The organism is Salinicoccus sediminis (assembly GCF_000986795.1).
GTDB lineage: Bacteria > Bacillota > Bacilli > Staphylococcales > Salinicoccaceae > Salinicoccus > Salinicoccus sediminis.
The window spans coordinates 1-12,985 of sequence record NZ_LAYZ01000026.1 but is presented as its reverse complement, the minus strand read 5'-3'; the positions used below and the strand labels follow the sequence as shown (position 1 = coordinate 12,985).

Genomic DNA, 12,985 nt, shown 5'->3' with positions numbered 1-12,985 from the left:
TTACCCCCAAACGGAAGTTCCTGAACATAATGAGGATTCAGATATTTTTTCTCTTCATTATGATAAAATGGCCTTGTAAATAAAACTTAGGGGGAAACGCAATGGTCACAACTTTCAAGGATTACGAATATGAACGCCCGGATCTGACAAAGCTCGATACCGAAGTGGACGCCCTGCTCATCGAATTCAACCTCGCCGGCTCAGCCGGGGCGCAGGCGGAAATCATCGACAGGCTGAACACCCATTTCAACACTGTTTCCACAATGGAGAATCTGGCCTATATCCGCTCGTCCATCGATACGAACGATGAATTCTATGACAGAGAACGCAACTTCTTTGATGAGTATGGACCCACCATCCAGGAAATCACAAACAAGTATTACAAAGCGATCACGGAGAGTAACTACAGGGATGAACTTGAAGAGAAATACGGCAGCCAGCTGTTCGAGCTCGCCTCCAATTCCTTGAAGGCTTTCGATCCGAAAGTGAAGGAACTGCTCCAGAAGGAGAATAAGCTGGACTCCGAATACTCGAAACTGCTCGCATCAGCAGAAATCGAATTTGACGGGAAAAAGCTCAACCTTTCCCAGTTCGGTCCCTACTCCCAGCATACCGACCGCGCGATGAGGCGCGGTGCGGCGGAAGCTGTCCAGGGGTTCATGGGGGAGAACCTTGAGAAAATCGACCGTATTTACGATGACCTCGTGAAGACGAGGGACAGGATTGCCAAGGAACTCGGCTACAGGGATTTCGTTGAACTTGGCTATGTCCGTATGGACAGGATAGACTATGACAGGCATATGGTGGAAAATTTCAGAAACCAGGTGGCCGAATTCATCGTACCGCTTGTAACTGAGCTCAAGGAAAGACAGGCTGCGAGAATCGGCCTCGATTCACTGAAGTCATATGACGAGAATTTTGATTTCCTTACAGGCAATGCCGTGCCCCGGGGGGACACCGAGGAGATCCTTTCGAACGGCGGGAAGATGTACCGGGAACTCTCGCCGGAAACAGATGAATTCTACAGATTCATGCGGGAGCGGGAACTGTTCGACGTCGAAGCCAAAAAAGGCAAGGAGGGCGGCGGCTACTGTACTTTCATCGCTGATTACGCCTCCCCGTTCATCTTTTCCAACTTCAACGGCACACTGGATGATGTCACGGTGCTGACCCACGAAGCCGGTCATGCCTTCCAGACATACATGTCACGGGGGTATGATGTACCGGAGTACCAGTTCCCGACATACGAATCCGCTGAAATCCATTCAATGAGCATGGAATATTTCACATATCCATGGATGGAACTCTTCTTCAAAGAGGACACCGACAAATTTAAATTTTCCCATATGGCGGGTGACATCACCTTCCTACCATACGGAGTGGCAATCGATGAATTCCAGCATATCGTCTATGAAAACCCCGAACTCACGCCGGAACAAAGGCGCGGCGAATGGCAGAAACTTGAGGAGAAATATCTGCCCCACCGTGATTACGACGGCATAGAACCGCTTGAGAGCGGATCATTCTGGCACAGACAGGGACACGTTTTCGGCGCGCCGTTCTATTACATCGACTATACACTCGCCCAGATATGTGCACTCCAGTTCTGGAAGCGTGCCAATGAGAATTTCGACAGTGCCTGGGAGGACTATGTCAACCTGTGCAGACTCGGTGGCACACTGCCGTTCAACTCACTTGTAGAAGCCGCCAACCTGAGGTCCCCGTTCGAGGACGGATGTCTCGAATCAGTGGTCGGGGAAGTGCGGAACTACCTCAATTCCATCGATGACAAATCACTTTAATACACAAAGAAACCCCGCCTGGACAGGCGGGGCTTCTCTATGCTGTTACTGGTCGTGCGGCTTTCTGGTCAGGAAGTAAAGGATAATTCCCGCGATAAGAAGCACCGCACCATAGATATAGGTATATTGATTGTTTTCACCTGTGTTGGGCAGCTCCTCCCTGTCGGTCTGACTGGTGATCTGCTCCTCCTGCTTGACTTCTTCCTCGATTTGCATGATTTCCTCTTCACTCATATCCTCAACATCAACGATCTTGGAAGTCATCACACGATTAACACGCTTGTCGAGCAGCTGAAGCTGTTCTTCAGAGCCACCAGGCGTAAGGCTGATGCCTTCCAGCATATTGTAATCATACCGGTAGATTTCCCGGTTTCCCTGGCTCTCTCCTGAAGCTGGTTCCTCTTCTGCACCGGAAGCGTTGCCTTGTTCACCGGTCGACTGTTCCGGTGTTTCCAGCGGTTCTTCCCGGGGCTGCTCTTCAGAAGTCTCCTCTTCTGCCGGTGTCTCATCCGTCGGTTCCTGTGTAGCCTCTTCAGTCGGTTCAGTGGCCGGCTGTTCTGTCTCTTCCTCCGTCGGCTCTTCAGATGAGTCTTCTGTAGCCGGCTGCTCCGCCGGCTCCTCTGTTGCAGGTTCGCCGGTCGCATCTTCTGTTGTTTCCTCGGAAGGTTCTTCAACAGCTGGTGTTTCCCGGGACTCTTCGCCGGTCTGTTCCTCAGCAGAAGCTTCTGAGGACTCTTCTTCCCGGGATCCTTCCTCTTTGTCAGTCCCGCTGCCTGGAAGGAAATCGTCTGCCGGCGTGTTCTCCTCCCGGTTTTCATCAGCCTGCTCCTGTCTGTCATCTATGGCGTTTTCCTTGGCTGCTTCGGCATCCTCCTTTTCAGGCTCTGCCGGCTCCAAATGTGGTTCAGAAGCTTTTGTTTCCTGCTCTGGGGCTGACTCTTCACTCCGGGTTTCCGCCGATTCTTCTGAAGTTTCTTCTTCTGTTGGTTCTCCTGTCTCTTCCTCTGTCGTTTCTTCGGAAGGTCCTTCAACAGGTGGTGTCTCCTGAGACTCCTCCTGATTTTCATCAGCCTGTTCCTGTCTGTCATCGATGGCGCCTTCCTTGGCTGCTTCCGCATCATCTTTTTCAGGCTCTGCCGGCTCCAAATGTGGTTCAGAAGCTTTTGCTTCCTGCTCTGGGACTGACTCTTCACTCCGGGTTTCCGCAGTCTCTTCTGAAACCGCCTCTTCAGTCTGTTCTTCCCCGGTCTGTCCCTCAGCCGGTTCTTCATTTTGTCCCTGTGCGGCCTCTTCTGCCGGCGCGGTTTCAGATGCTTCCTCTGCCGTTTCAACCGCTTCATTCAATTGACTTTCTGTCTCTTCGGATTCCTGCTGTCTGGCCTTTGTATCCTGCTCTTCTATATCATCTGTTTCATCAGCGTTTATAGTTGTCATCAATCCTGGAGAAAATGTCGTTGAGGCTGCGAATAAAGTTATGATTGCAAACTTTGTCATTCTCTCTTTCAAAATTATTCCCCCATACCATTTTTCTCATTCTTCATGTATGAAATTTTGGATTTATTCTTTCTTTAATTAAGAATTAAATCAATTATATTAGATGACGGAGCCTGTATCTACAAAATTTCCGATATGTTACATAACCTTAATAAAGCAATTGAATTCATGAAGAATGTTTCAGGAATATTTCAAATGTATATCTAATAATCGAAAAAATCTGATTATCAAAATTTTCACTTGAAACACAAAAAATCCGGGGCGTTCAGCCCCGGACGTGCATTGTCAGTGTGTAATATCATATGTTTTCAGAATGGTATCGTATGCGGAAGAGCCGAGCTCCCGGCATACATAGAAGAAAAGCACGTCGCAGATGACAAGCTGTGCGATGCGGCTGGTCATGTTCATGTACTGGATGTTCGTCTCCTCTTCTGTAATTTCAATTGCCACATCTGCGTTCCTTTTCGCAATGGAGGCGTGGTTCTGTGTCAGTATCACAGTCTTTACGCCCAGCCGTCTGGCAAGCTTCACGACTTCAACAATCTCCGATGTCTTGCCCGACAGAGTGATGAGGAACAGCACATCGTTTTCCTTGGCGTTGGAAAGACGCGTCATGCACAGATACTTATTCTGCGTGAAAAACGCGTTCACATTCACCCTGTGGAGCTTCTGGGCGAATTCATCCCCCACGTTGGCGGAATCCCCGACACCGAATATGAAGGTGTTATCCGCACCGGCGAGTATCCGGGCAGCTTCGGCCATCTTGTCCCGCTCCACTATTTTTTCAGTGTTGTAAAGCGCCTGTACAGTATTTTTGAGAACTTTGTCGAAAATATCCTTATGGCTGTCCATTTCCAGATCGATGACCCTTGAGATATTTTCCTTTTCAAGCGTATGTAATTCCTTGGCAAGTTCGACTTTCAGCTCTTTGATGCCCCCGAGACCGATGCGTTTGGAAAACCTGACGATTGCGGCATCACTGGTATCACTATGCCTGGCAATTTCCTTTACCGGCATATTGATGATTTTCGTCGGATTATCCAACATAAACCGTGCAATGCGCCTTTCAACCGGTGTCATATATTCAAGACGTTTGTTGATCTGACTCAGTACTGAAAACATTCCAATCCCCCCGATGGACAATTAATGTGTAATTTTATAGTATCAAAAATTTTAATCAAGTTTAACAGAATTTGAAATTTAAATATGTTAATTTCCTAAAATTCTCACTGATCCCGCCCCACATTCCTATATCTTTTGATTATATAGAGTCGGATTGAAATGAACAAATGAAAAAACCTGAATTTTATCAATGGACCGTTCTTAGTTTTCAAGGGATTTCAGTTTATATTGAGTCATGGAGACGTAGCAGTCTCCGATTTCTGTCGACATTTCCACGCCCTGTGCCCTTTTGCCGGGGAATATCCTGGAAGACATCACCGCCTCCCCTTCATTTATGAAGATTTCAATGCTTGATTTATCCATATATATCCTCAGCTGTCTCAGATCCTCTTCCAGTTCGACACTCCGCTTCGTGCCGTCAACGTTACCGGGCAGCTTGCCGCTGAATTCGACATCCAGTGTAAACAGCCGGCTTTCGGTATTGTATATGAGCAGCGTCTCTTCCCGTCTGCTCATCCGCAGGTTGATGTATATTTCCGATGCGTTGTTCTCATTGATGTCGATGATCAGCTCGTAGCAGTCACCATAGAAATCCTTCATCTTCCTCGGGAAGTGGTTAAAATAGCCTTCCGCCGATATCCCGTCGTACCTGAGGGTCTCAAGAGCCGGCACCGGATTCTGTCTTATCCTCCCCCGCGCAAGTGTCAGCACTCTCGGGATGGTCATGCAGCCGCTCCAGCCATGATCTTCTGTCGGATAATCGGTTTCTTCGATGCCCATACTGGCAATCAGTATTCTTTCTCCCTTTTCCCCGGTTGCCGTCTTTGGCGCATAAAAATCGAAACCGTGATCGAATTCATGGAATTCGCCGTGCTCCATCACGAGCGTCCCGCGGTAAAGACGGCCGGTGACATAGCCCGACTGGCAGGCATTCCAATAGCTGTAGCGGTATTTATCCAATCCGTGCGGACTGAATGCAAATACGTCCCTGCCGTCAATTGTGAAGAAGTCTGGATGCTCCCACATGAAACCGAACTGGTCAAGGTCTGTGCGGAGCTCGCCGCTGTACTTGAAGCTGCCCGAGTCCCCGGTGGAATAAACCACCGCTCTGCCGTAGTCAGAGTGGGTCTGGGCACCGGCAAGCATGTAAAATACACCGTCCTCTTCCCAGATTTTGGGGTGCCTGAAATTATCCGTGAATCCCTCGGGCGGCCCTTTCACGATCGGGACAGGCTCTTTTCTCACTCTGAAGTGTTCATTCAGCGAGACTTGGAGCTGGTTCGGGATAACCCGGCCGGCCTCTGTCATATGAGCGCCGGTATAAGCGATATTGACTGTGTCGTCAACTGCAAAAGCGGAGCCTGCGAGGGCTCCGTGACTGTCATATATCGTATCCGGACGGAGTTTGACCCCGCGGTTCTTAAAGGCGGCCAGATTTTCCCCTGTTACGTGATACCAGTATCTGATGCCACCGTGCCCATCAAACGGCGCCCACTCATAAAAGAGATGGTAGACACCTCTGTCGCGGACGAATGCCGCCGGGGCTCCGAGATGCCCTGTCACAGGCTGTATATGATAGTTCTGTCTCCACGGGTCTTCCGAAGCTTTCTTCATCAGTGATTCCATTTCATCACGGGGAATTGAATCCAGTCTTTTAAATTCATCAGTTTTTGAAGTCTCTTCCATCAAGAACGCCTCCTAGTCGGAATCCAGTGATTCTTCGATTGCCTTCTGCTCTGCCTTCAAATGTCTTCTGTATCCAATTTTGGATATATATATACTGATTTCATACAGGATGATCATAGGGATGGTCAGCATGATGTGTGTCATAAGGTCAGGCGGCGCAATCAGTGCTGCAAAGATCAGCAGTATGAAATAGGCATATTTCCTGTTCTTCTTCAGGAACATAGGTGTAATGATGCCGAGCTGCGTCAGGAATAAAACCAGTATCGGCATCTGGAAAACCAGTCCGAACGGTATCACCGTCCTGAACAGGAAGCCGAAATACTGATTGATGCCGATGGTAGTGGCAATTCCCATCTCGTCGGATAACTGGAATGTGAAGTCTATGATATACGGCACCAGTATGAAATAACCGAAAGCCATCCCTCCGAGCATCAGCACCATGACAATGGGTATGTAGCTCAGTGTCAGTTTCCTTTCATTGTTATGGAGGCCGGGGGATACAAAAGCCCACAGCTGGTACATGATCACCGGCAGCACTATGACGAATGCGATGATCACGATGACAAGCAGATATATTTTAAGCGGATCCGTCACCTGGAATGCGTGCATCTGTATACCGCTGGTCCAGGGGGCGTTCTGCATTTGATAGATCAACGGTTTTGACAGGAAAAAACCAACGAGCATCGCAGCAACGAAAAAGTACATCACTATGAGCAGCCTTTTTCTCAGCTCATCCAGATGTTCGGTGATTTCTCTTTTTTCCTCATCGTTCATATTATTCTTTCACCTCTTTAAAAAAAGGCGGCTTCCGCCACCTTGTTAACTCTGTGCATCCTGTGATTCGATTTTCTTCTGCTTTTTGTTTTTGTCATCGTCGTCATCATCGTCATCATCAGACGCAAGGCCTTTGGTCGCGTTTTTAAATTCTTTCAAAGTGGAACCCATGGCACGACCGAACTGCGGCAGTTTTTTCGGCCCGAAAATGATCAGTGCGACAACTGCGATAACGATCATGCTGGTAGGTCCGACTGCCATCAATGTACCCGGCATTAGCAATTCAAACATAATACCCCTCCTAGAAATTTTTCATATAAAAGAATAATGCCTGCAATTCAACACTCAAATCTATGTTATGCACGTAAATCCCGTCACTTACATCCAACCTGATTGGAGTAAAGTTCAATATCCCCTTGATGCCTGCCGCTTCAAGGCGCTCTGCCATCTTCTGTCCGGCTTCAGCGGGCAGTGTAAGTATCGCAACGTCGATGCCCTGCTCCGGAATGATCTTCTCCAGATCATCAGAGTGGAACACTTCGGTATCATTGATCTTTGTCCCAATCATACCCGCATTCCTGTCAAACGCAGCTACTACATTCATTCTATCATTTATATTACTGAATTTATAGTTCAACAGCGCGCTCCCAAGATTGCCGGCACCTATGATTGCCACATTCCTTGTCTCATTTCCGTGGATGTGTTCCATGAAGAATTTCAGCAGGCTCTTCACATTATAGCCGTATCCCTTCCTGCCGAGCTCCCCGAAATATGAGAAGTCCCTCCGGATTGTTGCAGAATCTATATCGAGAGCATCACTGATCTCTTTTGAAGACACCCTGTCCGTGCCTGATTTCTCAGCTTCTTTAAAATACCTGTAATATAAAGGGAGACGTTTCATTGTTGCGTTTGGGATTTTCTTTTTATTGTTCAAATGTCCCACACCTCTTCTTTTAGGCTCTATCACTGTATTATATCACAAGTCCATTTTTGAAGTGTAGTACAAAAAGGCTTTCTTTCATCGTTTTTTTGATGTCTTTATTGTAAACTGGAGGAAAGAGAGGGTATTTAAAATGATAGTAATGCAACTTGGAAATATAAAGAAATCGTACGCGACGGATTTGATCTTTGAAAATGTAAACCTTGAAGTCAAATCGGGCGAAACGACGGGTATCGTCGGGAAAAACGGCGCCGGAAAGACGACACTGATGAAGATAATGGCCGGTGAACTGTCTTATGATGAGGGGACGATCTCTGTACCGAAAGGTACTTCAATCGGCTATCTCACGCAACAGATGACACTTGAGTCCTCACAGACTGTCCGCGAAGAGATGATGCGCCCGTTTTCCGGGCTTCTTGAATTGAAAGCGGAAATCGAAGGGACTACCGGATGGCTCGCAGAACATGACTACAGCCACAGTAAATATGAAGATCAGCTCAGGCGTTTCGAGCATCTGCAGAACCGTTTTGAAAATGAGGACGGCTACAATATCGACACTAAGATAAAGACCGTCATGACCGGCCTGAACTTTGATGTGGATGACCTCGGGCGCAGTGTTGATGAATTCTCCGGCGGCCAGAAAACCCGCCTCGCACTCGGGCAGATGCTCCTGTCCTCCCCCGACCTTCTGCTGCTCGATGAGCCGACCAACCACCTGGATATGACAACCGTCTCATGGCTGGAACAGTATTTGAACAGCTTCCGCGGTGCGGTCGTCATCATCAGCCATGACCGCTACTTCCTCGACAGCACTGTCGACAGGATATTCGAAGTGGAAATGTTCAAAGGGACGCTTTACCACACCAACTATACAAAATATGCGGTTGAGAAGGAAAAACGCTTCAACCTGCAGATGAAGGCGTACGAAGAGCAGCAGAAGGAGATAAAGCGGCTCGAGACGTTTGTTGAAAAGAATATTGCGAGAGCCTCCACCAGCGGCATGGCCAAAAGCCGGCGCAAGCAGCTTGAACATATGGACCGCATCAATATGCCCACACGGGACCAGAGGAATGCCAACTTCTCCTTCGACATCAAAAGGGAGAGCGGCAATGACGTACTCAGGGTGAAAGAAATCGGCATCGGGTACGAAGAGACGTTGAATGAAGGGATTAGTTTCAATGTCGACAAGGGCGACCGCATAGCGGTCATCGGCCCGAACGGCATCGGGAAATCGACGCTCGTCAAAACGATTGCAAAACACCTGCCGAAGCACAGCGGAGAAATCATTTACGGAACGAATGTATCCATCGGCTACTATGATCAGAAGCAGGCAGAATTTACGTCCGCAAGAACGATACTCGAAGAACTCTGGCATGAATATCCGCACATGAAAGAAAGTGATGTCAGGGGAGTGCTTGGCCGCTTCCTGTTCACCCAGGATGAAGTGCTGAAGCGCATCAATGACCTGAGCGGCGGGGAAAAGGCACGCATCCAGCTGGCCAGATTGATGCTTGAGGAAAATAATCTGCTCATACTCGATGAACCGACCAACCACCTGGACATCGACAGCAAAGAAGTACTCGAGAACGCGCTCAAGGACTATCCGGGCACCATCATCTTCGTTTCGCATGACCGGTACTTCATAGACCGGATTGCTACGAAAGTGATGGAGATTGGCCACCGGGCGATCGATCTGTATCACGGTGATTACAGTTACTATATCCACAAGAAAGAAGAACGGGAGTCACTGGAAATACAACCCGAATCCCACGGGCAGAAAAATACCGATACGGGCGACTATGCCTCACAGAAACAGAAACGCAATGAAATGCAGCGTCTGAAAAGGAACATTGCCAAAATCGAAGACGCGATACACCGTATCGAAGAGGAAATCGGAGAAATTGAGGAAACACTCCTTGATCCTGAAGTTTATGGGGATTATGAGAAAGCCGACGCCTACAATCAGCAGCTTGGCCAGAAAAATCAGGAACTGGAAGCGCTGATGTCGGAGTGGGAGAAAACAGAAGAATTAGTGGATGAATAAAGAATGCAGATGCCATGCATTCTTTTTTTATACAGACAACCAGACGTTCGGTGGAATATGTAATTTAATAGAAAATTTACTTAGACACAATATTATTCACATAAGAAAGTCGATAAACAGGGGGTTGTGATGAGTTATCCACATGATCAACAATTATCCGTAAAGTTATACACACTTATATCCACACCTGTTAATAACCTTATCCACGACTTATCCCCAAGTTATCAACAGATGTGGATAAAACACACGTTCCGTATTGACATTGTTAAGACTGTCTTTACATTCCATACCTTTGAATATACGTTCGCCGCAAAAAAATCCGGTATCTTTTTCAGATACCGGAACAGTATTAATATACAGAAGCATTATACAAAAAGTTCTATGTCGATAAAATTCCTGCCATTCAAATCCAATGAAGCGAAATGGTCTTTCTGATACAGATGATGTGCCACCGCACCGATCATCGCTGCATTGTCTGTGCAGAATTTAAGCTTTGGTATGCTCAATTTGACATCATTCTCCCTGCACAATGATTCAAAACGCTGACGCAGTCCGCTGTTCGCGGCGACACCGCCGGCAACAAGCAGGTGTTTCACTTCATATTCTTCCACCGCATCCATCGTTTTTTTCGTCAGAACATCCACTGCACTTTCCTGGAAGCTTTTTGCGACATCTTCCTTTTTCACTTCCAGACCTTTCTGCCTGTGATTGTGCAGGGTGTTTATTACAGCGGATTTAAGACCGCTGAAACTGAAGTCATAACTGCCCTGTTCAAGGTATGACCTCGGGAAATCAAATGTATCCGCGCCTTCCCTGCTCAGCCGATCTACATGCGGGCCGCCGGGATAAGGCAGTCCGATGACCCTTGCCACTTTGTCGTATGCCTCTCCGACAGCATCATCCCTCGTTTCCCCGATGACTTCAAACGAGAGGTGGTCCTCCATATAGATCAGTTCAGTGTGGCCCCCTGAAACAATCAGGGCCACCAATGGGAATTCCAGTTCCTCTTCCAGCTGGTTGGCATAGATGTGCCCGGCAATATGGTGGACCGGGATAAGCGGCAGATCGTGTGCGAAACTGAACGCCTTCGCAGCATTGATACCGACGAGAAGCGCACCGATCAGGCCCGGCCCTTCGGTCACAGCCACTGCAGAAAGTCCTTCCGGTGTCATACCTGCTTCCTCCAATGCCTGCTCTATCACCAGTGTGATCGTCTCCACATGGTGTCTTGAGGCGACCTCGGGCACAACACCGCCAAAGCGTTTATGGCTCTCTATCTGACTCACTACAACGTTCGACAGTATTTCACTGCCGTTTCTCACGACACTCGCTGCCGTCTCGTCACAGCTTGTTTCTATGCTTAGTATCACTGTATCCTGTGTCATTTCAATTCCACCCACATCACATGTGCATCCTTTCCGGGCCCGTAATAATCTTTGCGTACGCCGGCGTATTTGAAGCCCTCTTTTTCATACAGTTTCATCGCAGGCTCATTGTCTATGCTCACCTCAAGCGAAAGATAATCAGACTGTTCAGCCGCATACTCCTTCACATATCTGAGCAGTGAATTCCCAAAGCCGTTACCCCTCGCATGTCTGTCGATTGCGATTGTGGTGATCTGGCTCTGATCGATGACCATCCACAGTCCGCAGTACCCGATGATCTCCCCATTTTCCTCCATCACAAAATAATGGGCGAACTGGTTGACAGTCAATTCCCTCAAAAACGATTCCATATTCCAGGATGTATTCGGAAAGGAGGCGGTCTCAATTTCATGGACGGCTTCCAAATCATTAATTTCCATCTGTCTTATGACTTGTTCTGTTCCATCCAATTTCTTTCCGCCTCCGATATTCTCAAATATTCCGGCACCAGGGAGTGAATATCTTCTTCCTCCAGTGCAGTTTCGAACTGCTCAATCAGGCTGATACGCGGTACAGTATGGACAAAATCTTCAAGATTTGCACTTATGTTCTCCTGTCCATCCAATAGAATAACTGATGATTCATAGGAAGAGAGCTTTGTCTGCAAGTCTTTCAGACTCATATGAGCCGGTGCCACTTCTTCAGTAAAGCTGTCCGGTTTCATATTATATACAGCACCGAATACATTGCCTCTTCGTGCATCAAACAGAGGGGCCACAATCCCCTCCTTACTGTATGAGGCAGCAACCACGAAGAGAGAGGATACACTGTACAGCTTAGTTCCGAGAGCAAACGCAAGCGTTTTGGCTACAGTCACACCGATCCGCACACCCGTGTAAGAACCCGGGCCCTTTGCCACAATGATCCTGTCGATATCATTTTTCTTCAACTCCGTCATCCTGAAAAGTTTGTCTATATAGTCCATCACTGTTGCGGAATGCGTTTTTTTCACAGTAGTGTTGATTTCCGCCAAAGTAAAACCATCACGGTTTAAAGCCACAGAGAGCGGCCTGTTTGATGTATCAATTAGAAGGGATATCATTTTGAAGCGCCTCCAGTACAGAATCGTATTTCCTGCCGTTCGATTCAAAAGTAAACAACCTGCCGTCCCCGGCTGTCTTCTCAATCGTCACAGACATATATTCGTCAGGCAGAAATTCCTCTATAAACCCCGGCCACTCAATGATCGAAACATCCTGCTCATTGAAGTATTCATCAAAACCCAGGTCCTCATCACTGTTTTCCAAACGGTAACAGTCCATATGGTGAACAACGAAGTTTTCCGCATTATAGGATTTGATGATGTTGAAAGTCGGTGAACTCATACGGCGTCTGACACCCAAAGCACTCCCGACAAACTGGGTGAAAGTCGTCTTACCCGCCCCCAGATTGCCTTTAAGGAGCATTACTGTACCGCCGGAAATAAGAGCCCCCAGCTCCCAAGCAAGCTGTTCAGCCTCTTCAATATTGTCAATATCCACTTCCAATTTCATCAAAAACCCTCCTGATCCATAAGTCTCATTTACCCTATTATACAAAAAAAGAGACCTCTACAGGTCTCCATGCGGCTCATCGCATCCATATTGAATATGTACTGCCCGGCAGCGTCCTACTCTTGCGGGACGTCAGTCCAACTACCATCGGCGCTGGAGAGCTTAACTGCTGTGTTCGGCATGGGAACAGGTGTGGCCTCTCCGCC

Annotated in this window: 12 protein-coding genes and 1 rRNA gene; 2 read left to right on the top strand and 11 right to left on the bottom strand. The window is 47.8% G+C overall.

Annotated features, from left to right (window positions below; genetic code table 11):
- The first annotated feature begins 101 nt into the window (after positions 1-101).
- Positions 102-1,802 (top strand): M3 family oligoendopeptidase, encoded by a 1,701-nt coding sequence (locus tag WN59_RS12545; RefSeq protein ID WP_046517908.1) that lies wholly within the window; start codon positions 102-104, stop codon positions 1,800-1,802.
- Between the two features lie 45 nt (positions 1,803-1,847).
- On the opposite strand, the gene WN59_RS12540 is transcribed toward WN59_RS12545, so the two are convergent.
- From WN59_RS12540 to WN59_RS12515, 6 genes are all read right to left on the bottom strand, one after another.
- Complete coding sequence (locus WN59_RS12540; RefSeq protein WP_046517904.1) at positions 1,848-3,308, bottom strand: LPXTG cell wall anchor domain-containing protein; 1,461 nt, start codon at positions 3,306-3,308, stop codon at positions 1,848-1,850.
- 273 nt (positions 3,309-3,581) lie between these two features.
- Positions 3,582-4,418, bottom strand: a complete 837-nt coding sequence (locus WN59_RS12535) for a MurR/RpiR family transcriptional regulator (protein WP_046517901.1) — start codon at positions 4,416-4,418, stop codon at positions 3,582-3,584.
- A 201-nt stretch (positions 4,419-4,619) separates the two neighbouring features.
- A complete protein-coding gene (locus WN59_RS12530) occupies positions 4,620-6,104 on the bottom strand; it encodes a glycoside hydrolase family 32 protein (RefSeq protein ID WP_046517899.1) in 1,485 nt (494 codons plus the stop codon).
- Between the two features lie 12 nt (positions 6,105-6,116).
- Complete coding sequence (gene tatC / locus WN59_RS12525; protein ID WP_046517898.1) at positions 6,117-6,878, bottom strand: twin-arginine translocase subunit TatC; 762 nt, start codon at positions 6,876-6,878, stop codon at positions 6,117-6,119.
- A gap of 45 nt (positions 6,879-6,923) precedes the next feature.
- Positions 6,924-7,169, bottom strand: coding sequence for a twin-arginine translocase TatA/TatE family subunit (locus tag WN59_RS12520; protein ID WP_269430692.1), 246 nt, complete (start codon positions 7,167-7,169; stop codon positions 6,924-6,926).
- 10 nt (positions 7,170-7,179) lie between these two features.
- Positions 7,180-7,812: a redox-sensing transcriptional repressor Rex gene (locus tag WN59_RS12515; RefSeq protein ID WP_082099314.1), complete on the bottom strand. Its 633-nt coding sequence runs from the start codon at positions 7,810-7,812 to the stop codon at positions 7,180-7,182.
- 139 nt (positions 7,813-7,951) lie between these two features.
- Here WN59_RS12515 and WN59_RS12510 point away from each other — a divergent pair, with 139 nt between their 5' ends.
- Positions 7,952-9,862, top strand: coding sequence for an ABC-F family ATP-binding cassette domain-containing protein (locus tag WN59_RS12510; RefSeq protein WP_046517896.1), 1,911 nt, complete (start codon positions 7,952-7,954; stop codon positions 9,860-9,862).
- Between the two features lie 365 nt (positions 9,863-10,227).
- Here WN59_RS12510 and tsaD read toward each other — a convergent pair whose 3' ends face one another.
- From tsaD to rrf, 5 genes are all read right to left on the bottom strand, one after another.
- Entirely contained in the window at positions 10,228-11,247 is a 1,020-nt protein-coding gene (tsaD, locus tag WN59_RS12505) for a tRNA (adenosine(37)-N6)-threonylcarbamoyltransferase complex transferase subunit TsaD (RefSeq protein WP_046517894.1), read from the bottom strand.
- Positions 11,244-11,696, bottom strand: coding sequence for a ribosomal protein S18-alanine N-acetyltransferase (rimI, locus tag WN59_RS12500; RefSeq protein WP_231577240.1), 453 nt, complete (start codon positions 11,694-11,696; stop codon positions 11,244-11,246). The genes tsaD and rimI overlap by 4 nt, the downstream gene beginning before the upstream one ends.
- Entirely contained in the window at positions 11,672-12,328 is a 657-nt protein-coding gene (gene tsaB, locus WN59_RS12495) for a tRNA (adenosine(37)-N6)-threonylcarbamoyltransferase complex dimerization subunit type 1 TsaB (protein WP_046517890.1), read from the bottom strand. Before tsaB ends, rimI begins: the two co-directional genes overlap by 25 nt.
- On the bottom strand, positions 12,309-12,779 hold the full coding sequence (tsaE, locus tag WN59_RS12490) for a tRNA (adenosine(37)-N6)-threonylcarbamoyltransferase complex ATPase subunit type 1 TsaE (RefSeq protein WP_046517886.1): 471 nt from the start codon (positions 12,777-12,779) through the stop codon (positions 12,309-12,311). Before tsaE ends, tsaB begins: the two co-directional genes overlap by 20 nt.
- Positions 12,780-12,882: 103 nt before the next feature.
- Positions 12,883-12,985, bottom strand: a 5S ribosomal RNA gene (gene rrf / locus WN59_RS12485); the annotation flags it as partial.

Excerpts from the sequence above, each read along its gene's own strand:
- tsaB (WP_046517890.1), bottom strand. The coding sequence starts at position 12,328 with ATGATATCCCTTCTAATTGATACATCAAACAGGCCGCTCTCTGTGGCT.
- tsaE (WP_046517886.1), bottom strand. The coding sequence starts at position 12,779 with ATGAAATTGGAAGTGGATATTGACAATATTGAAGAGGCTGAACAGCTT.
- WN59_RS12535 (WP_046517901.1), bottom strand. The coding sequence starts at position 4,418 with ATGTTTTCAGTACTGAGTCAGATCAACAAACGTCTTGAATATATGACA.
- WN59_RS12520 (WP_269430692.1), bottom strand. The coding sequence starts at position 7,169 with ATGTTTGAATTGCTAATGCCGGGTACATTGATGGCAGTCGGACCTACC.
- tatC (WP_046517898.1), bottom strand. The coding sequence starts at position 6,878 with ATGAACGATGAGGAAAAAAGAGAAATCACCGAACATCTGGATGAGCTG.
- WN59_RS12545 (WP_046517908.1), top strand. The coding sequence starts at position 102 with ATGGTCACAACTTTCAAGGATTACGAATATGAACGCCCGGATCTGACA.
- WN59_RS12530 (WP_046517899.1), bottom strand. The coding sequence starts at position 6,104 with ATGGAAGAGACTTCAAAAACTGATGAATTTAAAAGACTGGATTCAATT.
- WN59_RS12510 (WP_046517896.1), top strand. The coding sequence starts at position 7,952 with ATGATAGTAATGCAACTTGGAAATATAAAGAAATCGTACGCGACGGAT.
- tsaD (WP_046517894.1), bottom strand. The coding sequence starts at position 11,247 with ATGACACAGGATACAGTGATACTAAGCATAGAAACAAGCTGTGACGAG.